This is a genomic window from Janthinobacterium sp. SUN128, assembly GCF_030587275.1.
Lineage (GTDB): Bacteria > Pseudomonadota > Gammaproteobacteria > Burkholderiales > Burkholderiaceae_D > Janthinobacterium > Janthinobacterium lividum.
The window spans coordinates 661,966-684,322 of record NZ_JAPWHY010000001.1 but is presented as its reverse complement, the minus strand read 5'-3'; the positions used below and the strand labels follow the sequence as shown (position 1 = coordinate 684,322).

The following is a 22,357-nucleotide window of genomic DNA, read 5'->3' as shown; positions in this document are numbered from 1 at the left end:
TCGTCATTAGCGGTAAGCGGGATTCCAGCGCAGGCAGTGGCGCTCCAGCCGGCGCGAGAACAAATCGGCCAGCTTGCCCAGCAAGGCATACAGCAATATTCCCACCAGCACCACGTCCGTTTGCAAAAATTCGCGCGCATTCATGGTCATGTAGCCGATGCCGGCCTGCGCCGAGATGGTTTCGGCGACGATCAGCAGCACCCACACGAGGCCCAGCGAAAAGCGCACGCCCACCAGAATGGAAGGCATGGCGGCCGGCAGGATCACGTCGCGGTACAAGGGCCAGCCGGACAAGCCATAGCTTTTCGCCATTTCGATCAAGCCCTGGTCGGCCGAGCGGATGCCGTGGAAGGTATTCAGGTAGACGGGAAAGAACACGCCGACGGCCAGCAGAAACAGCTTGGCCGTCTCGTCGATGCCGAACCACAGGATCACCAGCGGGATCAGGGCCAGCGCGGGGATGTTGCGCACCATTTGCAGGGTCGTGTCGAGCAGCGTTTCCGCATGGCGGAAGCTGCCCGTCAATAACCCCAGCAGCAAGCCCAGTCCCGCGCCGACGGCGAAACCGACCGTCGCGCGCCACAAGCTCGTTTTCAGGTGCAGCCACAGTTCGCCCGACGCGGCCAGGTGCCAGAAGGCTTTCGCCACGGCCCACGGCTCGGGCAGGATGCGGCTCGACAGCCAGCCCCATTGCGCCGCCAGTTGCCAGGCCAGCAGCAGCGCCACGGGCAAGGCCCATGGCGCCAACGCATTGCGCCACGGCGTGCCGGGCATACGCTTGACGGTGGCCGTCGCCATCTCAGGCCGCCTTTTTCTGCGGCGCGGCCGGCACGATATTGCTGGCCATGACTTCGCCGAAAGGCCCCGTCAGTGACTGCTCACCCACGGCCTTGCCCTTGCCCAGCAGCGGAAATACCAGTTCGGCGAAGCGGTATGATTCTTCCAGGTGCGGGTAGCCGGAGAAAATGAAGGTGTCGATGCCCAGGTCCGCGTATTCCTGCATGCGCGCCACCACCGTCGGGCCGTCGCCCACCAGGGCCGTGCCCGCGCCGCCGCGCACCAGGCCCACGCCGGCCCAGAGATTCGGCGACACTTCGAGCTTGTCGCGCCGCCCGCCATGCAAGGCCGCCATGCGCTGCTGGCCCACGGAATCCATCTTGCCGAAGGCCGCCTGCGCCTTGGCGATGATGTCATCGTCCAGGTGACTGATCAGTTCATCGGCCGCGCGCCAGGCCGCCTCGTTGGTTTCGCGCACGATCACGTGGAGGCGGATGCCGAAGCGCACCGTGCGGCCTTTTTTTGCTGCGCGCGCGCGGATGTCGGCGATTTTCTCGGCCACCGCGGCGGGCGGCTCGCCCCACGTCAGGTACACGTCCATCTGCTCGGCCGCCAGTTCATGCGCCGGCTCGGACGAGCCGCCGAAATACAGGGGCGGGTATGGTTTCTGCACGGGCGGGTACAGGGTTTTCGCGCCCTTTACCTGGATATGCTTGCCCTCGAAATCGTAGCCGGCCGCGCCGCCCTCGCCCGCCAGGGTGGCGCGCCACACCTTGATGAATTCATCGGAAATTTCATAGCGCTTGGCGTGGTCGGCAAACAGGCCGTCCGCTTCCAGCTCGCCCTGGTCGCCGCCCGTGACGACATTGATCAAGAGGCGCCCGTTCGACAGGCGGTCAAAGGTGGACGCCATGCGCACGGCCAGGCCGGGTGTGGACAGGCCGGGGCGGATAGCCACGAGGAATTTCAGCTTTTGCGTCACGCTGATCAGCGACGACGCCACCACCCACGCGTCCTCGCAGGAGCGGCCCGTGGGCAGCAGCACGCCGTCGTAGCCGAGCGTGTCGGCGGCCACCGCCACCTGGCGCAGATAATCGGCATCGACGGGGCGCGCGCCCTGCGACGTGCCCAGGTAGCGGCTGTCGCCGTGGGTAGGGATGAACCAGAAGACATTCAATGACATGGCGTGCTTTCCTTTGCTTGTTTATTTTGTGCTGGTGGCCAGCTGGCGCGCCGGCAGCAGCGCGTCCTTGACGACGATCGGTTTCGGAATCAGCTTCAGGCTGGAAAACGCGTCGGCCACCCTTTGCTGCGAGGCGATGACATCGACCGACACGGGTTTGACGCCATACGCATAGCGCGAAGCGGCCAGCGCCACGACATCCTTGCTCAAGCCCGTCTGCGCGGCGAGGATCGTCGCCACTTCTTCCGGATTGTTGCGGCCCCAGTCATCGACCTTGGCCACTTCATCGAGCACGATGCGCAGGATCTCGGGATTTTTTTCCGCATACGTGCGCGAGGCCAGGTAGAACTGGTAGTTCGCCACCAGGCCCTTGCCATCGGCCAGCACGCGGGCGCCCAGCTGCTTTTCGGCGGCCGCCAGGAACGGATCCCAGATGGCCCACGCGTCCACGCTGCCTCGCTCGAAGGCGGCACGCGCATCGGCCGGCGGCAGGAACACGGCCTGGATGTCGGCGTACGCGACACCGGCCTTTTCCAGCGCCTTCAATAACAGGTAATGCACGTTCGAACCCTTGTTCAGGGCAATTTTCTTGCCCTTCAAGTCGGCCAGGGTGCGCAGGCCGGAACCCTTGGGCACGACGATGGCTTCGCTGGCGGGCGACGCCGGCTCATTGCCGACATACACCAGGTTCGCGCCGGCCGCCTGGGCAAAGATCGGCGGCGCCTCGCCCACGGTGCCGAAATCGATGCTGCCCACGTTGAGGCCTTCCAGCAGCACGGGGCCGGCCGGAAACTCCGTCCATTTCACGCCCACGCCCTGCTCTGCCAGGCGCTTTTCCAGGGTGCCGCGCCCTTTCAGCAGGGTCAATGTGCCGTATTTCTGGTAGCCGATGCGCACCTCCCCCTTGGCCTGCGCGAGCGCTGTCGCCGGCATGCCAGCCGCCATCACGCCCGCGGCGGCGGCAAACAGCAGGCCCAGGGTGGTACGGCGCGAGAGTCGTTGTGCGTGGCGGTGTGTCATGGCAGTTCCTTGGTCGGTGAATAATCAGGCGGCTTGATACTGGGGCGCGTAAGGCTGGTCTTGCAGCGAACGCACGGGGTGCGGGATATCGGTCGGCGCGGACGGGCGCTGTCCCTGCAGCACGAACAGGCCGGTGGAGAGTTCCTCGATGCCGGCCTGCACGCGTTCGGCAATCGGCGCATCCAGGCTCAGACCCCGCTCTTCATGCCACGCCAGCTGCTGCGCATTGGCATAGATGCTGGTGAAGACTTGCTTGGCGCCCAGCGCATGCAGCACGGGACGCAGCGCATAGTCGAGCGCCAGGGTGTGGGCATGGCCGCCGCCCGTGGCCAGCGGCAGCACCAGCTTGCCGGCCAGGCCATCTTGCGGCAACAGGTCGAGGAAGGCTTTCAGCAACCCGGTATACGAAGCCTTGTAGATGGGCGTGGCGATCACGATGGCGTCCGCGTCAGCCACGGCGCGCACGGCGCGGGCAATCGCCGCGTCGTCGTAGTCGGCCAGCAGCAAGGCTTGCGCCGGCAAGTCGCGCACATGCAGCTTGGCGTAGCTGTGGCCCTGCAGCGCCAGCTGTTCGCCGATATGCAGCAGCAGACGGCTGGAACTCGATGGGAGTTGCGGGCTACCGCCCAATAACAAGATGCTCATGTGATGCCCGTCCCTGTATGTTGTCGGATTGGAGTTGCTCGGATGCTTGCAGCCTATCGCCATCAGCAGCCGTGTAAAACGAATGCTTTCGCGCTTCGATATGCGTTTTTTGACTATCCGGGCCTGACGCCCCGCAAGCGAAGTCGCCGCTCCTTGCACGGCTTTTTTCGCATATCCATGCGCGGTTTTCTTCGTGTACGGCGCGTGCCTGGCGGTGCAATATCGGCGTCATCGTCTTTCTGGAATGTCACCCATGTCTAGCGTTTTTCTCCATGCCGCCCGTCCCCAGCCACCTGTGCCGGAACCCCTGCAGGACGCCATCAGCATCGCCACGTCGCTGGCCGCGCGCCTGGCTGAAACGGCCAATGCCCGCGACCAGGCCGGCGGGCACGCTGCGCAGGAACGCGAATGGCTGCGCGAGTCGGGTTTGCTCACCTTGTCGATCCCCGTGGAATTCGGCGGCCAGGGCGCGTCGTGGCCCCTCGTGTACCAGGTGATCCGCATCCTGGCGCGGGCCGACAGCGCACTGGCGCATGTCTTCGGCTTCCACCACCTTCAGCTGGCCGGCCTGCAGCTGTATGGCAGCGCGCAGCAACAGCGCCGCCTGCTCGCCTTGACCGTCGACGAGCGCCTGTTCTGGGGCAATGCCTTGAATCCCCTCGACAAACGGGTCACGGCCAGCGACAGCGACGACGGCTACCTCCTCGACGGCATCAAGAGCTTTTCTTCCGGTTCCGTGGGATCGGACTGGCTGACCGTCTCCGCCTGGCATGCGCCCACGCAAACGGCGCTGATCGCCGCCCTGCCCACGCGCCAGGATGGCGTCACCGTGCAGGCGGACTGGGATGCCTTCGGCCAGCGCCAGACGGACAGCGGCAATGTGCATTTCCAGGCAGTGGCCCTGCCGCAGGAGCTGGTGCTGCAGGCGCCCGCGCAGGCCGCCACGCCGCAAGCCACCGTGCGCTCGCAGATCGCGCAACTGATCATGACCAATCTGTATCTGGGCATCGCCGAAGGCGCGTTCGAGGCGGCGCGCCGCTACACGGACGAGCAGGCGAAAGCCTGGTTTGCCTCGGGCGTGGCCAAGGCAACGGACGACCCATTGGTGCAGCACCGCTACGGCCAGCTGTGGCTCTTGCTGCGTCCCGCGCAAGTGCTGGCCGACGCGGCGGCGCAGGAACTGGAAAAAGTGTTCCGCAAGGGCGCGCTGGTGACGGCGCGCGAACGGGGCTTGCTGGCCGTGGCCGTGGCCGAAGCCAAGTGCCTGGCGCACAAGGCTGGGCTGGAGATCAGCAGCCAGATGTTCGAACTGACGGGCGCCCGTTCCACCTCGGCCCAGTATGGCTACGACCGTTTCTGGCGCAACGTGCGCGTGCATACCCTGCACGACCCCATCGACTACAAGCTGCGCGACCTGGGACGCTTTGCCTTGACCGGCACGGTGCCCGAACCAACCGCATATTCATAATTCACCCACCAAGGAGCCACCATGACCATCGCCCGCCGCAGCATCCTCCTCAGCGCCCTGACCCTGGCCTTGACGGCCACCTTCGCCCACGCCAAGGACCCGAAGGACATCATCATCGGCACCAGCGCCGGGCCGTACGCGGACCAGATCAAGCTGGGCATCAAGCCCATCCTGGAAAAGCAGGGCTACAAGGTCAAGCTGGTGGAATTCAACGACTACATCCAGCCGAACTTCGCGCTGGCCGAGGGTTCGCTGGACGCCAACGTCTTCCAGCACATCGTCTACCTGAAGAAATTCGCGCTGGAGCACAAGCTGGCCCTGACGGACCTGATCACGATCCCCACGGCGCCGATTGCCATCTACAGCAAGAAGCACAAGACCCTGGACGACGTGAAGGAAGGCACGACGGTGGGCTTGCCGAACGATCCGACCAACCAGGCACGCGCGCTGGTGCTGCTCGACCAGCTGGGCTGGATCAAGCTGCGCGCCAGCTTCGACCCCGTGCGTGCGTCGGAAAAGGATATCGCCGTCAACACCAGGAAAATCAAGCTGCTGCCGCTGGAAGCGGCGCAGCTGCCACGCTCGCTGGGCGACACCGACTACTCCTTCATCAACGGCAATTACGCGCTGGCGTCGGGGCTGAAACTGACGGACGCGCTGGTGGCCGAGAAAATCTCGCCCAACTACATCAACCTGGTGGCCATCCGCACGGCGGACAAGGACAAGCAGTTCGCAAAAGACCTGGCGGCCGCCTACCGCTCGCGCGAATTCCTCGATATCACGAATAAACACTTTGCCGGCTATTCGAAACCCGACTACCAGCAAGCCTTGCAGACGGCGGCCAAGTAAGCCATGGCAAAGACGATACGCTTCAACGCCTTCCAGATGAATACCGTCGGCCACCAGTCGCCGGGCCTGTGGACGCATGCGCGCGACCGCAGCCACCGCTATACCGATCCGCAGCACTGGACGGAACTGGCGCGGCTGCTGGAAGCGGGCCTGTTCGACGCGGTGTTCCTGGCCGACGTGCTGGGCGTGTATGACGTGTACCGGGGCAGCCTCGATGCGGCCCTAGAGCACGGCGTGCAGGTGCCGCTGAACGACCCGCTGGCCCTCGTGCCCATCATGGCGCAGGCGACCACGCACCTGGGTTTCGGCGTCACCTGTGCCCTCACCTATGAGCACCCATACACGTTCGCGCGGCGCATGTCCACGCTGGACCACCTGACTGGCGGGCGCATCGGCTGGAATATCGTCACCGGCTATCTCGATAGCGCGGCGCGCAACCTGGGCCTGAACCAGCAACTGGGCCACGACGAACGCTACGACCTGGCCGACGAATACCTCGACGTCGTCTACAAGCTGTGGGAAAAAAGCTGGGACGACGACGCCGTCGTCAACGACAAGGCACGCGGCATCTATGCCGATCCGGCCAGAGTCCATCCGATCAACCATGCCGGGCGCCACTACCAGGTGCCCGGCATCCATTTGTGCGAGCCGTCGCCGCAGCGCACGCCGCTGCTGTACCAGGCGGGCACCTCGCCGCGCGGCACGCGCTTCGCGGCGCGCCATGCGGAAGCCACCTTTGTCAGTGGCCCCAGCAAGACGGTGGTGAAACGCTACGCCGACGACCTGCGCGCCGCCGTGCGGCAGGCCGGCCGCGATGGCGACGCGCTGCTGATCTACGCGCAGGCGCTGGTCATCACGGGCGCCACCGAGGAAGAAGCGCGCGCCAAGCATGCCGACTACCTGCGCCACGTGAATATCGAGGCGGCCCTCGTGCTGCTGTCCGGCTGGACGGGCGTCGATTTCAGCCGCTACCCGCTCGACGCCACCATCGACTACATCGATTCCCCGGCAGGCCGCTCGGCGCTGGCCTCGTTCAGCCAGGCCGACCCGAGTCGCACATGGACGGTACGCGAAGCGGCCGAATACATCGGCCTGGGCGGACGCGGCCCTGTGCTGGTGGGCGATGCGCGCCAGGTGGCCGACCAGCTGGAAAACTGGCTCGACGAGACGGGCATCGACGGCTTCAACCTCGCCTTCGCCATGGCCCACGACAGTATGGCCGACGTGGTGGAACACATCGTGCCGGAACTGCAGCGGCGCGGCCGCTACCGCACGCAATACGAGGAAGGCAGCTTGCGCCACAAGGTCTTCGGCCAGGGCCCGCGCCTGCCCGCCGATCACGCGGGCAGGCAGGTCAGCATCGCCCCCGTCAACGCCGCCCTGGCAGCGGCCTGACGCATCAGATTCCCCATTCAAGGACACCATGAAACGCAGAACCATCTTGCAACTGGCCGCCAGCGGCGCCACCCTCGCCGCTTTGCCCGGCCTCACACGCGCCGCCACGCCTGCGCCGCTGAAGGAGCTGCGCCTCGACTACGCCTATTATTCGCCCACCAGCCTGGTGCTGCGCCGCTTCGGCTGGCTGGAAGAAGCATTCAAGCCGGACGGCACCAGCATCAAGTGGGTACTCAGCGCGGGCAGCAACCGCGCGCTCGAATACCTGAACGCCAACAGCATCGACATCGGTTCGAGCGCCGGCCTGGCCGCCCTGCTGGCGCGCGCCAACGGCAACCCTATCCGCGCGCCGTATATTTTTTCGCGCCCCGAGTGGACGGCGCTGGTGGTGCGCAAGGATAGTCCCATCCGCAGCCTGGCCGACTTGAAGGGCAAGAAGGTAGCCGCCACCAAGGGTACCGACTCGTATCTGTTCCTGCTGCGCTCATTGAAGACGGCGGGCCTGAAACGCGGCGACATCGAACACGTCAGCCTGCAGCATGCCGATGGCCGCGCGGCGCTGGAACAGGGCAAGGTCGATGCCTGGGCCGGACTTGATCCGCACATGGCCGCCAGCGAACTGGAAGCGGGTTCGCGCCTGATCTACCGCAACGTGGCCTTCAACACCTACGGCTTCCTGAACGTGCGCGAGGACTTCCTCGCCAGCCGCCCCGTCGAAGTGGGCAAGGTGATACAGGCCTACGAGCGGGCGCGCGCCTGGATACGCGCCAATCCGGCAGAGGCGGCGAAGATCCTGTCGGAAGAAGCCAAGGTCAGCCTGCCGGTGGCGCTGTTGCAAGTGAAACTGCGCAGTGACTTCAGCAATCCGCAGCCGTCGAGCGAACATGTGAAGGCCCTGCTGGTGGCCGCGCCCATCCTCGCCGAGGAAGCGCTGGTCAAACCCGGTGCCGACCTGAACCGCGCCATCGCGGACCTGGTCGACACGCGCTTTGCCGCGCCCTTCATCAGCAAGGCGTAGGCGCTCATGGCCAGAGACACGCTCGCCGCGCCGGCACCGGCCCACGACACGGGCGTCCGGCACAAACTCTTTCGCCCGCCCTTGCCACGCGCGGTGCTAGGCCTGCTGCTCCCCGCCCTGGCGCTGCTGGCGGCGGAGCTGGGCGTGCGCACGGGTGCCATCCCCGTCAACCTGCTGCCGGCGCCCAGCGACATCGGCGCCACCATCGCCGAACTGGCGCACCAGGGCCTGGCCGGCCATGTGCTGGCCAGCACCGCGCGCGTGGCCACCGGCTTTGCGGGCGGCGCGCTGCTGGCCATCGTGCTCGGTGCGGCGGTGGGTTTGAACCGCACGGCAGAGGCGCTGCTCGACCCCACGTTCCAGGCCCTGCGCGCCATTCCCTCGCTGGCCTGGGTGCCCTTGCTGCTGCTGTGGCTAGGCATCGATGAAGCGCCAAAGCTGGTCCTGATCGGTATCGGCGCCTTCTTCCCCGTCTACATGGGCGTGGCGTCGGGCATCCGCGACGTGGACCGCAAGCTGATCGACGCGGCCCGTTTATACCGTTTGAGCCGCCCCGCGCTGGCGCGGCGCGTACTGCTGCCGGCCGCGCTGCCGGCCATCTTCACGGGTTTGCGCAACGGTTTGAGCCTGGCCTGGATGTTCATGGTGGCGGCCGAACTGATCGCCGCCAGCCAAGGCCTCGGCTACCTGCTCAGCGACGGGCGCGAAACGAGCCGCGCCGACATCGTGCTGGCGGCCATCGTGCTGCTGGCCGTGCTGGGCAAGGCCAGCGACAGCCTGATGCAGCACCTGGAAACCCGCTTGCTCGCCTGGCGCGACAGCTATGCCACTGCCTGACGAAAGCCCCAACGCATGACTACCCTGCTCGACATTGCCATCCATGACAAAGCCTATGGCCCGCGGCGCGTGCTGCACAACCTGCAATTGCAGCTGCGCCAGGGCGAGATCGTCAGCCTGATCGGCGCCAGTGGCTGCGGCAAGAGCAGCCTGCTGTCCATCGTGGCAGGTCTCGATACGGACTTTCGCGGCACCGTGCGCCTCGACGGCAAGCTGCTGGCGGGAGTGCATGCGGACATTGGCCTGATCTTCCAGGAACCGCGCCTGTTTCCCTGGCTGACAGTGGCGCAAAACATCGCCTTCGGCCTCGGTCCCAAAGGCGAAGACGATCCCAAGGTCGCGCAATTGCTGGAGGAAGTAGGCTTGCAGGGCCATGCGGACAGCCTGCCCAAGCAGTTGTCGGGCGGCCAGGCGCAGCGCGCGGCGATTGCCCGCGGCCTGTTTGGCCAGCCCCGCATCCTGCTGCTGGACGAACCGTTTTCCGCCGTCGACGCGTTTACGCGCATGAAGCTGCAAGACTTGCTGGCCGCCATCGCCGCGCGCCACGGCTTGAGCGTCCTGCTGGTGACGCATGATATCGATGAAGCGCTGTACCTGAGCGACCGCATCGTCATGCTCGACACGCGCGCCGGACCGCCACGCGCCCAGTACGACGTGGCCGCGCCCCGGCCCCGCCTGCGCACGCCGGCGGCGCAGGCGCAATTAAAAGAGGCCATCCTCGGCGAACTGCACGCCGCGCACGCGATCTGACGCTGGCGCGGCGGCGCCAGTGACAAGCCTGGGCATTCATGTTAGTTTGCCATCTTGAAAACAAACAGGCGGCTACGTGCATCTTCCTTTCCTTCCCGTTCTCGCCATCCTTGCCCTCAGCCACATCGCAGCTCACGCGGATACGCAGGCTGACACACCTGCCGACGCAGCGGTCGACACCAGCCAGTCCGTCCACGTCAGCAGCATCCGCAATCCGGAATTGAAATCGTACCGCGTGATGGCGGCCGGCCTCGATGCCTTTGACGACCACCATGCACTGGCGCCCAGGGCACGCGAAGTGCGCTTCCAGCTGATTCCCGGCCCCGGCGTCGCGGCCGATGCCCTGCGGGACGCAACCTTGCGCATCGTCGGCAACGAGACGGCGATCAGCGTGCCCCTGTCGGCCGATGGCAGCTTTGTGCTGCCCCGCAGCGCGCAAGCCGACAGCGACGACGCGGACCTGGTCACCAACCAGAAAAAAGATCGGTTCCGCTGGCAGGCCAGCGTACGCAGCGACGACGTACCGCCCGGCATGCGCCGCCTGGGCGACCTACGCCTGCAGTGCCAGGTCGGCATCGCCATTGCCAAGAAAGAGACGCCCTTCTTGCTACGCACCCTGGTCGCCACCAAGCTGCGCACCACCGACTGGTGCTCCGCCATTGAACTCAAGATGAGCACCTACAGCGATCCGGCCATCGCCAGCGCCACCCTGCTCGATGGCGGGCGCCGCGTCGCGCTGCAGGTGAAAAATGGCGGCACGTCCTTCCTGGCCCCCTTGGGCGACACCCGCTATGCGGACGATACCTTGATCGAACTGGTCTACCAGCAGGATGCCGCCAGCGCGCCGTCCGCCGCCCCTTAGCGTTTGCGTCCAGCTCCGTTCCGTGTCAGCATATGCCACCCTGGCACCACGGATAAGGATCGCAATGCCCCCCACTCTTATACGCGCGCTGGCACTGGCGCTGCTGGCAGGCCATGGCTCCCTGGCATTGGCGCAAGCGCCAGTCACGCCGCCGACGCCTGGCTGCGATGTCTGCGCCACCTGGAATGCGGACCAGGCGCCCTTTCGCATCTTCGGCAATACCTATTATGTGGGCGTAAAAGGCCTCAGTTCCGTGCTGGTGACGTCGCCGCAGGGCCACGTGCTGATCGACGGCGGCTTGCCGGAATCGGCGCCCAAGATCATCGCCAATATCGGCACGCTGGGTTTTCGCATCGAGGACGTCAAACTGATCCTCAATTCGCACGGCCATATCGACCATGCGGGTGGCCTGGCCGAACTGCAGCGGCGCAGCAATGCGCTGGTGGCCGCCAGCCCGTCGGCCGCGCTGGATCTGGCGTCGGGCGAAGTGGGGCCGGACGACCCGCAATACCACGCGCTGCCCAAGTACCCGCCCGTCAAGGACATGCGCCTGGCGCGCGACGGCGGCCGGTTCAACGTCGGCCCCGTCAACCTGACAGCGCATGCCACGCCGGGCCACACGCCCGGAGGCTTGAGCTGGACGTGGCAATCGTGCGACGGCCCCCGCTGCCTGAACATGGTCTATGCGGACAGCCTCAACGCCGTCTCGCGTCCCGGCTTTAAATTCAGCGCCAGCAGCGAGTATCCGAACGCGGTGGAGGACTTGCACCGCAGCTTCGAGACCCTGGAAAAACTGCCTTGCGACGTGCTGATCTCCGCCCACCCGGAGGCGTCGCAGCTGTGGGAGCGGCTGGAAGCGAGCGCCACGGCCAGCAGCGAGGCGTTCATCGACCCGCAAGCCTGCCGCGCCTACGTGGCAGCGGCGCGCACCGTGCTCGAGTCCCGGCTGGAACAGGAAAAGCAGGAGTGAGATTGCCAATGAGCTTGTCAACCGTGCACGCTGGCGCAGCGCCAATCTGCTACGCTGGCGGCTATCCCCTATTACGTTAACCAGGAAATACCATGTTCAAACTCGCCAGACTGATTCCCTTCGCCGCCATCGTCGCCATCACTGCCGGCTGCGCGCAAACGCCGGTGCGCAGCGACGCTGCCGCCGCCGCGCCGGGCGCCACCTCGCCCGCCAAGCCGGCACCGAAGCTGACGGGCACGCAGTGGAAGCTGAAGGAATTGAAGGGCAAGCAAGTGGTGCGCAAGGCGCCCGAACAGCGCGAAGTGACCCTGCTGCTGGCTGAAGGCCGCGCCAGCGGCAACAGCGGCTGCAACCAGATGATGGGCGGCTACACCAGCGATGGCGTCAGCACCCTGAACTTTGGACAGCTGGCCGGCACCATGATGATGTGCCAACCGCAGGACATGGACCTCGAACGCCTGCTCCTGACCACCCTGGGCGAAGTCAATGGCTACCGCTACGCCGACCAGGAATTGCTGTTGCTGAAGGATGGCGTGCCCGTGGCGCGCTATGAAGCGCTGACGGTGAAGTAAAACTGCTGCCTTCCCCCAAAGGCAAAGACTGGGGTCGTACCCTCAGGGTACGACCCCGGCATCTGTCAGGGGCTTGCTCTACCTCCACCGCACCTAATCATTGCGCATCTGCGCCTGCGATACATTGCTTTCTGGCGGCACGCTCTGCGTCAGCCACACATTTCCCCCGATAGTCGATCCCGCGCCGATGGTGATGCGCCCCAGCACGGTCGCGCCCGCGTATATGACCACGTCGTCCTCGACGATGGGGTGGCGCGGCGTGCCCTTGATCAGCGCGCCGGAAGCATCGGCGGGAAAACGCTTGGCGCCCAGGGTGACGGCCTGATACAGGCGCACGCGCTGGCCGATGATGGCCGTCTCGCCGATCACCACGCCCGTGCCGTGGTCGATGAAGAAGGACGCGCCGATGTGTGCGCCCGGATGGATGTCGATGCCCGTCAGCGTGTGCGCGATGTCGGCGATCAGGCGCGCCAGGAACGGCGCACCGAGCGCATGCAGGCGGTGCGCCAGGCGGTGGTACAGGATGGCGATGGTGCCCGGGTAGCACAGCATGATCTCGGCCACCGAGGTGGCGGCCGGGTCGCCCGCATACGCGGCCTGCACGTCCGACACGAGCAGGGCGCGGATGTCGGGCAGGCTGGCGGCGAATGCGCGGGTGATGTCGCGCGCCTGCTGCGCCAGGGCCGCGTCGTCGCTGGCGGCATCCCCCTCATCGCCGGCCGGCACTGAGAACAGCAAGCCGCGCCGCACCTGTTCGCTGAGGCGGTTCAGGGTGGTGTTGAGGGTGTCGCCGACAAAATAATCGATGCTTTCGTCCGTCAGGTTGGGCCGCCCGTAATGCGTGGGGAACAGGGCTGCCGACAGGCCGTTGACGATGGTAGTGAGGGCTTCGCGCGACGGCAGTTCGCGCACCCTGCCGTTATGGCGGATCTTGTGCTTGTCTTCGCGCGAGCTGCGCAAGGCCTGGATCACGGGCCCCAGGTTCCATTGAGCCGTGTCGTCGGCGGGCGCCGCGGGATAAATACTGTGCATGGCGTATCACTTCCAGAAAATGGCAAACAAGCCGGGTCGCCCAAGCATAGCGGTGGCGACAAGCGATGCAAACGAAGAATTTCAAGATTCCATATGCGAAAAACGCATATGAATGACAAACAAGGCCGGCGCCAAACCCGATTGCGTCCACTAGCGTAAAATGACGGGCTAACAAAAACACTCTTCAACATGACTAAATTATTAACATGGATTTTGGCGGGCCTGGCGATGGTCGGACCGCTTGCAATTGACACCTATCTGCCGTCGTTCCCCGCCATCGCGCAAGATTTCAATGCCAGCCCCCTGCTGGTGCAGCAAACCCTGAGCTTTTTCCTGTTCACGTTCGCCTTCATGATGCTGTTTTACGGCACCCTGTCCGACTCGTTCGGCCGCCGTCCTGTGATTCTCGTCTCGCTGGTGCTGTATGTGATCGCCTCCGTGGGCGCCGCGCTGGCGCCGTCGCTGGGCTGGCTGCTGGCCTGGCGCGTGCTGCAGGGACTTTCGGCGGGCGCCGGTTCCGTGATCGGGCGCGCCATCGTGCAAGACCGCTATTCGGGCGCCGCCGCGCAAAAAATCCTCTCGCACATCATGATGGTGTTCGCGCTGGCGCCGGCCATCGCCCCCGTGCTGGGCGGCTGGCTGCAAGTGGGCCTGGGCTGGCGCTGGATCTTCTGGTTCCTGACGGCGTTTGGCGTGCTGATGTTCGTCGTCGTCTGGCGCGCGCTGCCGGAAAGCTTGCCGAAGGAGCAGCGCCACGCCTTCCACCTGGGCGATATCGCCGTCAATTACTGGAAAGTGCTGTGCCATCGCCAGTTCCTGCTGCTGTCGACGGCCATCGGCGCCGCCTTTGGCGGCTTCGCCTTGTACATCGGTTCGGCTGCCTACTTCATCATCAACATCCTGCACCTGCCGGAAACGGCGTTTGCCTGGTTGTTCATTCCCCTGATCAGCGGCATGGTGTTCGGTTCGGCCCTGTCGGCGAAGATCGCCCACCGCTACAGCCAGCGCCAGATGATCTGGGCCGGCTTTATCCTGATGCTGGTGGCGGCTGCAGCCAACATCGGCTACAACTATGTCTTCGCCGCCGAAGTGCCGTGGGCCGTGCTGCCGCTGTTCTTCTACTCGTTCGCCCTGTCGATCGCCATGCCGCCGATGACCCTGATGGCCCTGAACCACTTCCCCAACAACAGCGGCCTGGCGTCGTCGATGCAGTCGTTCATCCAGATGCTGCTGTTCGCGCTGGTCTCGGGCCTGGTGGCGCCGCTGCTGTTCGACAGCGCCCTGAATCTGGCGTATGGTGTGATGGCGGGACTGCTGGTGAGTTTGGTTTGCTGGGTGTTTGCGCAGGGCAAGGCTGAAGCGTAGGTCGGATTAGGTCCAAAGGACCGTAATCCGACAACATTGTTGGCGACGGACGTCGGATTAAGCGCGAGCGCTAATCCGACCTACGGCCAAGATTATGGCCACGGCGCAGGGGTGACATCAACATACTGCGCGCCACCCTGCTCCGGTTCCGCTTCATTGTTCTGCGACGGCTGGTTCAACGGCCCGGCCGGCGAACGCAAACTCAAAATCTCCTTGCGCGATTCGACGAAGTCGGCGGAACTCAGCGGATGTTGCTGGTCGGGCCAGTGGCTCACGGCCCATTCCTGCAGGGTTTCAAAGCGCCGCCACAGTTCGGCGATGAAGGCGCGGCGCGCCTCTTCCTGCGCTTCTTCCTGCTGCCCCGGCGTCTTCTCGACACCCTCCCCGATATGTACCTGCATGGCTGCTCCCTGGCTGATCAATCATCTTGCCAGCCTACCCAGAGACCAGCCAAGCGTCTGTTCGCGAACGAACACAGAACTTATTCGGGCATCTTGCGAAAGCCCACGGCCAGGCGGTTCCAGGTATTGATGGAGCCGATGGCCAGGGTGACGTTGACCATTTCCGCCGGCGTCAATTGTTCCGCCAGCGCCGCATAGTCTGCGTCGGACGCATGGTTCTGCGGCAGCAGGGTCAGCGCTTCCGTCCAGGCCAGCACGGCCCGCTCGCGCGGCGTGAAGAACGGCGTTTCGCGCCAGACGGACACGGCATACAGGCGACGTTCCGTTTCGCCCGCCTTGCGCGCGTCGCTCGTGTGCATGTCCACGCAAAAAGCGCAGCCGTTGATTTGCGAGGCGCGCAGGCGGATCAGCTCGAGCAGCGAGTGTTCCACGCCCAGCTTGGCGATCGCCGCTTCCAGCGCGTACATGGCCTTGACGGCGTCCGGCGAAGCTTGCGTGAAGTCGATTCGTTGCTGTGTCATGATGCATTCCTTGATAGAGTAAAGATGCATTATTGTAGAAGCGCAAGCAGTCCGCGCGGCAGGCCAATCCCCCCGAAAAACAGCAGACCACCAGCAGACACACCATGGAATTACATATCCTGATCGACGGCACGCGCGACCTGGGCGGCCAGCTGTACCGCCAGCTCAGCGAAGCTATCCGCTCGGGCCGGCTGACGGACGGCCAGCAATTGCCGCCCTCACGCCTGCTGGCCAGCCAGCTGGGGCTGTCGCGCAAGACGGTCTCCAACGTGTATGACAAGCTCGGTTATGAAAAGCTGCTGGTCGGCAAAGTGGGCGTGGGCAGCTTCGTGCAGACGCCGCACGCCTCGCCGCAGCGCCGCCACGCCAGCACGCCGCTGGCCAGCGCGCAGCGCATCGCCCGCTGGGAAGCGACACCCACGCCCTTGCGCCGTGCCAGCCAGGAAGAGCCCGCGCGCTATGCCTTCATCGGCGGACGCGCCACGCCCGCGCACTTCCCGCAGGATGAATGGCGCGCCTGCATGCTGCACGCGCTGCGCCAGGGTGGACAGGCGCGCGGCCGCTATGCTCCTGTCGCCGGCTTGCCATCCTTGCGCGCGGCGATCGCCGGCCATGCCGCCTTCAGCCGCGGTATCCATTGCACAGAGGAACAAGTGCTCGTCACCAGCGGCGCGCAGCAAGCCTTGCACCTGCTGGCGCTGACCTTGCTGGAGCCCGGTGACACGGTTGCCGTGGAAGAACCCGGCTACCCTGTGGCGCGCGCCGTGTTCGCCAGCCAGGGCGCCCGCGTTGTTGGCATCGAAGTGGATGAGGATGGCCTCATCGTCGGGCAGATTCCCGACGGCACGCGCTTGATCTATGTCACGCCCGCGCATCAATTTCCACTGGGCATGCCGATGAGCATGGCGCGCCGCCATGCCTTGCTGGAGCGGGCCCAGCAACTGGGTGCCATCATCATCGAGGACGACTACGACAGCGCCTTCCGCTACGAAGGCCGGCCCGAGGATTCCCTGCAAAGCATGGACCGCTATGGCGTCGTGGCCCATGTGGGCAGCTTTTCCAAGATCATGCTGCCGGAATTGCGGCTCGGCTATGCAGTGCTGCCGCAAGCCATCGTGGCCGCCGTGGAAACGGTGAAATACCTGAGCGATTGCCATACGGCCAGCCTGGGCCAGCATGCCCTGGCCAAGTTCATCGGCGACGGCCATTTGCTGCGCCACATACGCCGCTGCCACGACATTTATGCGGGCCGCCGTGAGCGGCTGCAGCACTGGTTCAACGGCCCGTTGGCGCCGTGGTTCCGCCTCGTGCCGGCCAGCGCCGGCTTCCACGTGGCGGCCCTGGCCCAGGCGCCGCTCGACATCGCCGAATTGCTGCGCCGCGCGCGCCTGGCCGACATCAGCCTGTATGCGCTATCGGGCTTTTACCATGGCGTGGCGCGTCACGAAGGCCTGTTCCTCGGCTATGGCGCCATCGACAAGCTCGATATCGATACGGCGCTGGCCCAGGTGCTGGCGATCCTGCAGGAAATAGCACCGCTGGCCGTCAACGGGGCTGCCAGCGATAATGTCCCGTGATGGGATAGCTGAATAGAATATTTTCCTCGCGTGCACCCTCGCCGATGTTGTGGATGATGAGCGGCACGCCGCTCCACGACTGCTTGTCGCTGACGATGCCGATGTGCGTGAGGTTGCGCGGCAGGCGCCAGGTGACGATGTCGCCCGCGCGGTAAGCGTTCGCTTCCTTGCTTGGCGGCAGGCTGGTGCCGTGGCGGGCAAAGTACGTGCCCAGATTCGGCACGCGGCGGTGGTCGATATTGCGGTCCGGCCCCTTCATTTGCCAGCGTCCCTGCTGCTGGTACACCTGCCACGCCTTGCGCATGTCTTCGTGCACCAGCACCTGCAAATCCTGCCCCAGCTGGCGGTAGGCGCGCACGACCACGTCCGTGCACACGCCCCGCTCTATCGGCACGTCGCCGCCCGGATAGGCAAGCCGTTCGTAGCGCGGGTCGTACTGCAGGGTCACGCCCACCTGCTTGCGGGCGGCGACGACGAGGGCTTGCGGGGTGGCAGGGATGGCCGACGCCAGCATGGGCGCCAGGGCAAGCATCAGGATGGAGAGCAGTTTGGTCGGCATCAACGTCGGTGATCGGATGGAAATGCCAACTTTACCGCAGTGGCAAGGAAAACGCCGTACGGCTAAGTAACCCCCAATAAATTATTGTGATTTCTGACTTCCATAACCGGCGCTCTGCGGCGTTGCCCGCTGCTAGCAGTGCTCGCACTGCGTCGCAGCGGGCGCCTTGCATAGCATCCGGTTCTGTTCGTCATAATTTCACAATAATTTCCTGAGGATTACTTACGCCGGCCAGCTGCGCCAGGTGGCCAGGAAAATCCACGGCCGGGCCGGCCGCATTGATGGTATCGAAATAATCATGCCAGCCCGTAGCGGCGATGCCGGCCAACAAGGCGTTCAGTGCCGCCTCGTCCGGGAAGCGCCAGACGGCATAGAATTGCTGGGCAGCCGCATGCAGCTTGCCGCCATCGATGGCGCCCATGGCCAGCGCTTCGGCGCCCGTGCCGGACAAGGCCGCCATGCCGCCGCCCACCGTATCGAAATACGCCTGGCGCGCGGCGCCATCGAGGGCCAGCCAGGCCGGTTTCGGGCTATACAGTTCCAACAGATAATGCATGTTTTCTCCTTCAGTGATCCATCGTCAGGCCAGCGAGCGCTGGGCGCGCTTGCAGATGCGTTGCGTGGCGGCATTGGCACTTTCCAGCAGCCATTGCGCACACAGGCTGCGTACCCAGTCCGGCCGGCTCTTGGCCACATCGTTGAGCCAGTTGGCCACGGAATCCTGCACGTAGACGGCCGGATCGGCGCGCAAGGCGTGCAGCACGGGCAAGGCCAGCTGCGGCCGCTCTTTTAACTGGGCAATATGCGCACACCAGACGCCGCGCGGGCGCAGCGCTTCGCAGGCGAAACGGCGGACTCTTTCCGACGGGTCCGACGTCCACGGCGCCAGCAAGCGGATGGCGTCGTCAAGATGCGCCGCCAGATGGGGCCGCAGGGCCAGCCATGCCCATTCGCGCACGCCGAAGTGGCCATCGTCGGCCAGCGGCCGCATGGCGGCCAGCTGTTGCGGCAAGGTCCAGCCAGCCTGGGCGGCGATGGCAAAGCAGACCCAGCCTCGTACCGTGTCGGAAACATGCGCTTGCAATGGCGCCAAGTCAACTTGTGCGTCGAGCAGCAATTGCGCCGCCAGCGCCATGCGTTTGGTGATGCCAGCTGCGGCCTGCGAGCGCATCCGCTCCAGCCGGGCCGCGCCGATAGCGGGCACGGCCGCGGCCAGCAGCTGGGCGAAATCGATGGCCAGCCCTTCCGTCAGGGTGGCGCTGGCCACGCTTCCCCCGTGCAGCAGCGCCAGGCGCGCGGGAGCGATGTCGGCGATGCCACGGCTCATGCGGCACCTCGCTCCGTCTTGCGCCAGGCTTTTTCCAGCAGCGCGCTCAACAACTGCATTTCTTCCGGCGTGAAATCGGCAAACAGGCTGGCGATCCATTGCGCGTGTTCATCGACCAGGGTAGCTGCGGCCGCTTCGCCCTTGGCGCTCAGGCGCACCAGCAGCTTGCGCCGGTCGACCTGGTCCGCGTGGCGCGCCAGGAAACCATCGCGTTCCAGGCCGTCGAGCAAGCCCGTGATGGTGCCGCGCGTCACGCCGGCCCGCTCGGCCAGTTCGTGCGGCGACAGTCCGCCGGGCACATCGCGCAGCAGGGCCAGCAAGACAAACTTGCCTTCCGATAAACCATGCCGGCCCAGGCGCACAGCGCAATCGCCATCGATGGCGGAGGCCAGGCCCAGCACTTCAAAGCACAGGCGCAACTGACCGACGGACCGCGTCATATCGAGACCGCTGGCGCGCCGCTGCACGTCGCCCAGCAGGGCCGTATATTTTTGTTCTAGTTTTATCATATGGCGCAATATAATATGGCACCATATGAATTGTCAAATGGAAAACCCCGATGGTTTTCCTGCCGGCTCAAAAACGGGCTTTGTCCCGCGCCCAGGCGATGATGGCATTCGCATCGATGGCACCGGGCTGGCGCGCCACTTCCACGCCGCGCATAAACAGGGCCAGGGTGGGAATGCTGCGGATATTGAAACGGCTGCCCAGGTCCGGCGACGCTTCCGTATTCACCTTGACGACGCGAAATGCGGGTTCCAGGGTCTTGGCGGCCTGGACATAGAATGGCGCCATGCTGCGGCATGGACCGCACCATGGGGCCCAGAAATCGACCAGCACGGGAATGTCGCTGCGTTCGATATGCTTGAGGAAACGGGCACTGGCCAGGTCCACGGGCTGGCCCGTAAATAAATCCTTCTGGCACTTGCCGCACGTGGGCCGCTCAATCAGGCGCGCTGCCGGCAGGCGGTTGACGGCGTCGCAATGGGGGCACACGATGTGCAGGGAGTCTGGCGGGGTCGAGGTCATGGCATTCCTGGAAAGCGTAGTGTCAAGTTGATGGACATTTTACGGTGTATCGTACAACGCCGCCGGCACGCTGGCGGCACTTATCCGCAGAGTCCACTATAGTGTGCTGGAACGGCGCGCACATTGCCGGGCCGGCCAAGGAAAACAATGCCTGATGTCGCAGAAAACATGGAATTGAGCACCGAACTGACTGCCGCCCTGCGCTTGCAGCGCACGGCCTGCCTGGCCCACCCCGTGCCGACCCTGGCCGAGCGCCAACGCGACCTGCACACCTTGCAGCGCTTTATCCGCGAGCATAAAGATGCGCTATGCGAAGCGATCAGCGCCGACTACGGCAACCGTTCCCGGCACGAAACCTTGCTGGCGGAGATCTTTCCCGCCATCGATGGCATAACCCATGTATTAAAACACTTGAAAAAATGGATGCGGCCGCAGCGCCGCAGTGTGGACTGGCGCAGCTTTCCTGGCGCCCGCAACCGCGTGATGCCGCAGCCGCTGGGCGTGGTGGGCGTCATCGTGCCGTGGAATTTTCCCGTGAACCTGAGCCTGGTGCCCTTGACCTACATTTTCGCCGCCGGCAACCGCGCCATGGTCAAGATGAGCGAAAACTCGCGCCACCTGGCGCGGCTGCTGATCGACACCATGCCCGCCTACTTTCCACCAGAAAAGCTGCAGTTTTTTGACGAGACGGGCGGCGTGGGTATGGAATTTTCACAATTGCCGTTCGACCACCTGCTGTTTACGGGTTCCGGCCAGACGGGCCGCGCCGTCATGGCGGCCGCCGCGCGCAATCTATGCCCCGTCACCCTGGAGCTGGGCGGCAAGGCGCCGGCCATCGTCTGCGCCGATTTCGACGTGCGCACGGCAGCCGAGCGCATCCTGTTCGTCAAGTACCTGAACGCGGGGCAAATCTGCACCAGCGTCGACCACGCCTGGCTGCCCGAAGCCAGCATCGCCGCCTTCGTCGCGCATGCACGCGCCATCGTGCCCACGCGCTACCCGCGCCTGGACACGCCAGACTACACCTCCATCATCGACGAGGCCGCCTTTGAGCGCCTGCTGCTGGCGCTCGACGAGGCGCGGGAACGGGGCGCGCAAGTGATTTCGCTGTTGCCGGGCCCAAGCCACGACCGCGCCACGCGCAAGATCGCGCCGCACATCGTGCTCGACGCGCCCGACGATTGCCTGTTGCTGACGCGGGAAATCTTCGGTCCCATCCTGCCGCTGCGCGGCTATGCGAACCTTGACACCGTGATCGACAGCATCAACGCGGGACCGCGCCCGCTGGCCATCTATCCGTTCAGCAAGCAGGCAGACACGGTGCAGTTGCTGATCGACCGCGTGATGTCGGGCGGCGTGTCCGTCAACGACGCCCTCTTCCACGTGGGCCAGCACGATCTGCCCTTCGGCGGCGTGGGTGAGTCGGGCATGGGCCACTACCATGGCGTGGAAGGCTTCCACACTTTCAGCAAGCTGCGGCCCGTGTTTTACCAGGCCCGCTACAGTGTACTGAAACTGCTGTGGCCACCGTATGGCAAGCTGGCCAGCCGCGTGCTGGCCTTCCTGACGCGTTGATGCTTTACAGGAACAGCGAGGCGGCGATGGCCCACATGACGAGGGCGATGATGCCGTCGAGCACGCGCCAGGCCATGGGCTTGGCAAACACGGGCGCCAGGTGGCGGGCGCCAAAACCCAGCAGGAAGAACCACAGGGCCGAAGCCATGATGGCGCCGCCGGCGAAGTAGAAACGTCCCACGCCTTCATGCTGACCGCCGATCGAGCCGAGCAGGATGACCGTATCGAGGAAGGCGTGCGGGTTCAGCAGGCTGAACGCCAGCGCTGCGCCGATCACGGCCCAGTAGCCTTCGGGCGACTTGGCGGCCGACACCGTCAGGGCCGTTGGGCGCCAGGCCGACTTGGCTGCACGCAAGCCATACGCGATCAGGAACGTGGCGCCGCCGGCCTTGGCCCACAGCAGGAAATTGGGATTGTCGGCAATGAATGTGCCCATGCCGGCCACGCCGGCCGTGATCAGGATGGCGTCGCACACCAGGCAGACCAGGATGCAGGTGAGCACGTAATGGCGCTTCAAGCCCTGCTTGAGCAAGAAAGCGTTTTGCGTGCCGATGGCCACGATCAGGCTCGCTCCGAGCCCCATGCCTTTCAAGAAGATTGCGCTGTCCATATCGATTCCTTTATT

The 22,357-nt window shown here is 65.1% G+C and carries 25 protein-coding genes; 12 read left to right on the top strand and 13 right to left on the bottom strand.

The window, feature by feature from the left end; translation table 11 throughout:
- Positions 1-6 precede the first annotated feature (6 nt).
- The 4 genes from ssuC to ssuE are packed head-to-tail and all read right to left on the bottom strand — an operon-like array spanning position 7 to position 3,625.
- Entirely contained in the window at positions 7-798 is a 792-nt protein-coding gene (ssuC, locus tag O3297_RS03260) for an aliphatic sulfonate ABC transporter permease SsuC (protein ID WP_305047740.1), read from the bottom strand.
- 1 nt (position 799) lies between these two features.
- On the bottom strand, positions 800-1,960 hold the full coding sequence (ssuD, locus tag O3297_RS03255; RefSeq protein WP_070279091.1) for an FMNH2-dependent alkanesulfonate monooxygenase: 1,161 nt from the start codon (positions 1,958-1,960) through the stop codon (positions 800-802).
- A 21-nt stretch (positions 1,961-1,981) separates the two neighbouring features.
- Positions 1,982-2,980 (bottom strand): sulfonate ABC transporter substrate-binding protein, encoded by a 999-nt coding sequence (locus tag O3297_RS03250; RefSeq protein WP_305047739.1) that lies wholly within the window; start codon positions 2,978-2,980, stop codon positions 1,982-1,984.
- A gap of 24 nt (positions 2,981-3,004) precedes the next feature.
- Complete coding sequence (gene ssuE / locus O3297_RS03245) at positions 3,005-3,625, bottom strand: NADPH-dependent FMN reductase (RefSeq protein WP_305047738.1); 621 nt, start codon at positions 3,623-3,625, stop codon at positions 3,005-3,007.
- A 253-nt stretch (positions 3,626-3,878) separates the two neighbouring features.
- Here ssuE and O3297_RS03240 point away from each other — a divergent pair, with 253 nt between their 5' ends.
- From O3297_RS03240 to O3297_RS03200, 9 genes are all read left to right on the top strand, one after another.
- Complete coding sequence (locus O3297_RS03240) at positions 3,879-5,093, top strand: acyl-CoA dehydrogenase family protein (RefSeq protein WP_305047737.1); 1,215 nt, start codon at positions 3,879-3,881, stop codon at positions 5,091-5,093.
- 21 nt (positions 5,094-5,114) lie between these two features.
- Entirely contained in the window at positions 5,115-5,942 is an 828-nt protein-coding gene (locus O3297_RS03235; protein WP_305047736.1) for a MetQ/NlpA family ABC transporter substrate-binding protein, read from the top strand.
- 3 nt (positions 5,943-5,945) lie between these two features.
- A complete protein-coding gene (locus O3297_RS03230) occupies positions 5,946-7,337 on the top strand; it encodes an LLM class flavin-dependent oxidoreductase (protein ID WP_305047735.1) in 1,392 nt (463 codons plus the stop codon).
- 28 nt (positions 7,338-7,365) lie between these two features.
- Complete coding sequence (locus O3297_RS03225) at positions 7,366-8,355, top strand: aliphatic sulfonate ABC transporter substrate-binding protein (protein WP_305047734.1); 990 nt, start codon at positions 7,366-7,368, stop codon at positions 8,353-8,355.
- A gap of 6 nt (positions 8,356-8,361) precedes the next feature.
- On the top strand, positions 8,362-9,192 hold the full coding sequence (locus O3297_RS03220) for an ABC transporter permease (protein ID WP_034785690.1): 831 nt from the start codon (positions 8,362-8,364) through the stop codon (positions 9,190-9,192).
- 15 nt (positions 9,193-9,207) lie between these two features.
- Positions 9,208-9,942, top strand: coding sequence for an ABC transporter ATP-binding protein (locus O3297_RS03215; RefSeq protein WP_305047733.1), 735 nt, complete (start codon positions 9,208-9,210; stop codon positions 9,940-9,942).
- A gap of 76 nt (positions 9,943-10,018) precedes the next feature.
- Positions 10,019-10,804, top strand: a complete 786-nt coding sequence (locus O3297_RS03210) for a hypothetical protein (protein ID WP_305047732.1) — start codon at positions 10,019-10,021, stop codon at positions 10,802-10,804.
- Between the two features lie 64 nt (positions 10,805-10,868).
- Positions 10,869-11,774, top strand: a complete 906-nt coding sequence (gene bla / locus O3297_RS03205; protein ID WP_305047731.1) for a subclass B3 metallo-beta-lactamase — start codon at positions 10,869-10,871, stop codon at positions 11,772-11,774.
- 92 nt (positions 11,775-11,866) lie between these two features.
- Positions 11,867-12,346: an META domain-containing protein gene (locus tag O3297_RS03200; RefSeq protein WP_151094345.1), complete on the top strand. Its 480-nt coding sequence runs from the start codon at positions 11,867-11,869 to the stop codon at positions 12,344-12,346.
- Between the two features lie 93 nt (positions 12,347-12,439).
- On the opposite strand, the gene epsC is transcribed toward O3297_RS03200, so the two are convergent.
- Positions 12,440-13,378: a serine O-acetyltransferase EpsC gene (gene epsC / locus O3297_RS03195; RefSeq protein ID WP_092610475.1), complete on the bottom strand. Its 939-nt coding sequence runs from the start codon at positions 13,376-13,378 to the stop codon at positions 12,440-12,442.
- Between the two features lie 189 nt (positions 13,379-13,567).
- Here epsC and O3297_RS03190 point away from each other — a divergent pair, with 189 nt between their 5' ends.
- Positions 13,568-14,743 carry a multidrug effflux MFS transporter gene (locus O3297_RS03190; protein WP_305047730.1) on the top strand — a complete coding sequence of 392 codons (1,176 nt, stop codon included), beginning with the start codon at positions 13,568-13,570 and terminating at the stop codon, positions 14,741-14,743.
- A gap of 92 nt (positions 14,744-14,835) precedes the next feature.
- Here the strand turns inward: O3297_RS03190 and O3297_RS03185 are convergent, their stop codons facing one another.
- On the bottom strand, positions 14,836-15,144 hold the full coding sequence (locus tag O3297_RS03185; protein WP_305047729.1) for a hypothetical protein: 309 nt from the start codon (positions 15,142-15,144) through the stop codon (positions 14,836-14,838).
- A gap of 80 nt (positions 15,145-15,224) precedes the next feature.
- Entirely contained in the window at positions 15,225-15,665 is a 441-nt protein-coding gene (locus tag O3297_RS03180) for a carboxymuconolactone decarboxylase family protein (RefSeq protein ID WP_305047728.1), read from the bottom strand.
- Positions 15,666-15,769: 104 nt separating this feature from the next.
- Here O3297_RS03180 and O3297_RS03175 point away from each other — a divergent pair, with 104 nt between their 5' ends.
- A complete protein-coding gene (locus O3297_RS03175) occupies positions 15,770-17,242 on the top strand; it encodes a PLP-dependent aminotransferase family protein (RefSeq protein WP_305047727.1) in 1,473 nt (490 codons plus the stop codon).
- On the opposite strand, the gene O3297_RS03170 is transcribed toward O3297_RS03175, so the two are convergent.
- The 5 genes from O3297_RS03170 to trxC all read right to left on the bottom strand — a co-directional run bounded on the left by O3297_RS03170 (position 17,211) and on the right by trxC (position 20,157).
- Positions 17,211-17,801: a DUF1287 domain-containing protein gene (locus O3297_RS03170; RefSeq protein ID WP_305047726.1), complete on the bottom strand. Its 591-nt coding sequence runs from the start codon at positions 17,799-17,801 to the stop codon at positions 17,211-17,213. The two genes, O3297_RS03175 and O3297_RS03170, sit on opposite strands and share 32 nt — an antisense overlap.
- 190 nt (positions 17,802-17,991) lie before the next feature.
- The gene (locus O3297_RS03165) at positions 17,992-18,357 is read right to left on the bottom strand and encodes a DUF6616 family protein (RefSeq protein WP_099387316.1); all 366 of its coding nucleotides are present in this window, start codon (positions 18,355-18,357) and stop codon (positions 17,992-17,994) included.
- A gap of 24 nt (positions 18,358-18,381) precedes the next feature.
- Complete coding sequence (locus O3297_RS03160; RefSeq protein ID WP_305047725.1) at positions 18,382-19,128, bottom strand: DNA alkylation repair protein; 747 nt, start codon at positions 19,126-19,128, stop codon at positions 18,382-18,384.
- Positions 19,125-19,634, bottom strand: a complete 510-nt coding sequence (locus O3297_RS03155) for a MarR family winged helix-turn-helix transcriptional regulator (protein WP_305049593.1) — start codon at positions 19,632-19,634, stop codon at positions 19,125-19,127. Before O3297_RS03155 ends, O3297_RS03160 begins: the two co-directional genes overlap by 4 nt.
- A 70-nt stretch (positions 19,635-19,704) precedes the next feature.
- Positions 19,705-20,157, bottom strand: a complete 453-nt coding sequence (gene trxC / locus O3297_RS03150; RefSeq protein ID WP_305047724.1) for a thioredoxin TrxC — start codon at positions 20,155-20,157, stop codon at positions 19,705-19,707.
- A 147-nt stretch (positions 20,158-20,304) separates the two neighbouring features.
- Between trxC and O3297_RS03145 the strand changes: the two genes are divergently transcribed.
- Complete coding sequence (locus tag O3297_RS03145) at positions 20,305-21,732, top strand: coniferyl aldehyde dehydrogenase (RefSeq protein ID WP_305047723.1); 1,428 nt, start codon at positions 20,305-20,307, stop codon at positions 21,730-21,732.
- A gap of 4 nt (positions 21,733-21,736) precedes the next feature.
- Here O3297_RS03145 and O3297_RS03140 read toward each other — a convergent pair whose 3' ends face one another.
- The gene (locus O3297_RS03140) at positions 21,737-22,342 is read right to left on the bottom strand and encodes a LysE/ArgO family amino acid transporter (RefSeq protein WP_305047722.1); all 606 of its coding nucleotides are present in this window, start codon (positions 22,340-22,342) and stop codon (positions 21,737-21,739) included.
- Positions 22,343-22,357 lie beyond the last annotated feature (15 nt).

What these genes read in the sequence shown, in the direction of transcription:
- ssuC (WP_305047740.1), bottom strand. Translation starts at nt 798, where the DNA reads ATGGCGACGGCCACCGTCAAGCGTATGCCCGGCACGCCGTGGCGCAAT.
- ssuD (WP_070279091.1), bottom strand. Translation starts at nt 1,960, where the DNA reads ATGTCATTGAATGTCTTCTGGTTCATCCCTACCCACGGCGACAGCCGC.
- O3297_RS03250 (WP_305047739.1), bottom strand. Translation starts at nt 2,980, where the DNA reads ATGACACACCGCCACGCACAACGACTCTCGCGCCGTACCACCCTGGGC.
- ssuE (WP_305047738.1), bottom strand. Translation starts at nt 3,625, where the DNA reads ATGAGCATCTTGTTATTGGGCGGTAGCCCGCAACTCCCATCGAGTTCC.
- O3297_RS03240 (WP_305047737.1), top strand. Translation starts at nt 3,879, where the DNA reads ATGTCTAGCGTTTTTCTCCATGCCGCCCGTCCCCAGCCACCTGTGCCG.
- O3297_RS03235 (WP_305047736.1), top strand. Translation starts at nt 5,115, where the DNA reads ATGACCATCGCCCGCCGCAGCATCCTCCTCAGCGCCCTGACCCTGGCC.
- O3297_RS03230 (WP_305047735.1), top strand. Translation starts at nt 5,946, where the DNA reads ATGGCAAAGACGATACGCTTCAACGCCTTCCAGATGAATACCGTCGGC.
- O3297_RS03225 (WP_305047734.1), top strand. Translation starts at nt 7,366, where the DNA reads ATGAAACGCAGAACCATCTTGCAACTGGCCGCCAGCGGCGCCACCCTC.
- O3297_RS03220 (WP_034785690.1), top strand. Translation starts at nt 8,362, where the DNA reads ATGGCCAGAGACACGCTCGCCGCGCCGGCACCGGCCCACGACACGGGC.
- O3297_RS03215 (WP_305047733.1), top strand. Translation starts at nt 9,208, where the DNA reads ATGACTACCCTGCTCGACATTGCCATCCATGACAAAGCCTATGGCCCG.
- bla (WP_305047731.1), top strand. Translation starts at nt 10,869, where the DNA reads ATGCCCCCCACTCTTATACGCGCGCTGGCACTGGCGCTGCTGGCAGGC.
- O3297_RS03200 (WP_151094345.1), top strand. Translation starts at nt 11,867, where the DNA reads ATGTTCAAACTCGCCAGACTGATTCCCTTCGCCGCCATCGTCGCCATC.
- epsC (WP_092610475.1), bottom strand. Translation starts at nt 13,378, where the DNA reads ATGCACAGTATTTATCCCGCGGCGCCCGCCGACGACACGGCTCAATGG.
- O3297_RS03190 (WP_305047730.1), top strand. Translation starts at nt 13,568, where the DNA reads ATGACTAAATTATTAACATGGATTTTGGCGGGCCTGGCGATGGTCGGA.
- O3297_RS03185 (WP_305047729.1), bottom strand. Translation starts at nt 15,144, where the DNA reads ATGCAGGTACATATCGGGGAGGGTGTCGAGAAGACGCCGGGGCAGCAG.
- O3297_RS03180 (WP_305047728.1), bottom strand. Translation starts at nt 15,665, where the DNA reads ATGACACAGCAACGAATCGACTTCACGCAAGCTTCGCCGGACGCCGTC.
- O3297_RS03175 (WP_305047727.1), top strand. Translation starts at nt 15,770, where the DNA reads ATGGAATTACATATCCTGATCGACGGCACGCGCGACCTGGGCGGCCAG.
- O3297_RS03170 (WP_305047726.1), bottom strand. Translation starts at nt 17,801, where the DNA reads ATGCCGACCAAACTGCTCTCCATCCTGATGCTTGCCCTGGCGCCCATG.
- O3297_RS03165 (WP_099387316.1), bottom strand. Translation starts at nt 18,357, where the DNA reads ATGCATTATCTGTTGGAACTGTATAGCCCGAAACCGGCCTGGCTGGCC.
- O3297_RS03160 (WP_305047725.1), bottom strand. Translation starts at nt 19,128, where the DNA reads ATGAGCCGTGGCATCGCCGACATCGCTCCCGCGCGCCTGGCGCTGCTG.
- trxC (WP_305047724.1), bottom strand. Translation starts at nt 20,157, where the DNA reads ATGACCTCGACCCCGCCAGACTCCCTGCACATCGTGTGCCCCCATTGC.
- O3297_RS03145 (WP_305047723.1), top strand. Translation starts at nt 20,305, where the DNA reads ATGCCTGATGTCGCAGAAAACATGGAATTGAGCACCGAACTGACTGCC.
- O3297_RS03140 (WP_305047722.1), bottom strand. Translation starts at nt 22,342, where the DNA reads ATGGACAGCGCAATCTTCTTGAAAGGCATGGGGCTCGGAGCGAGCCTG.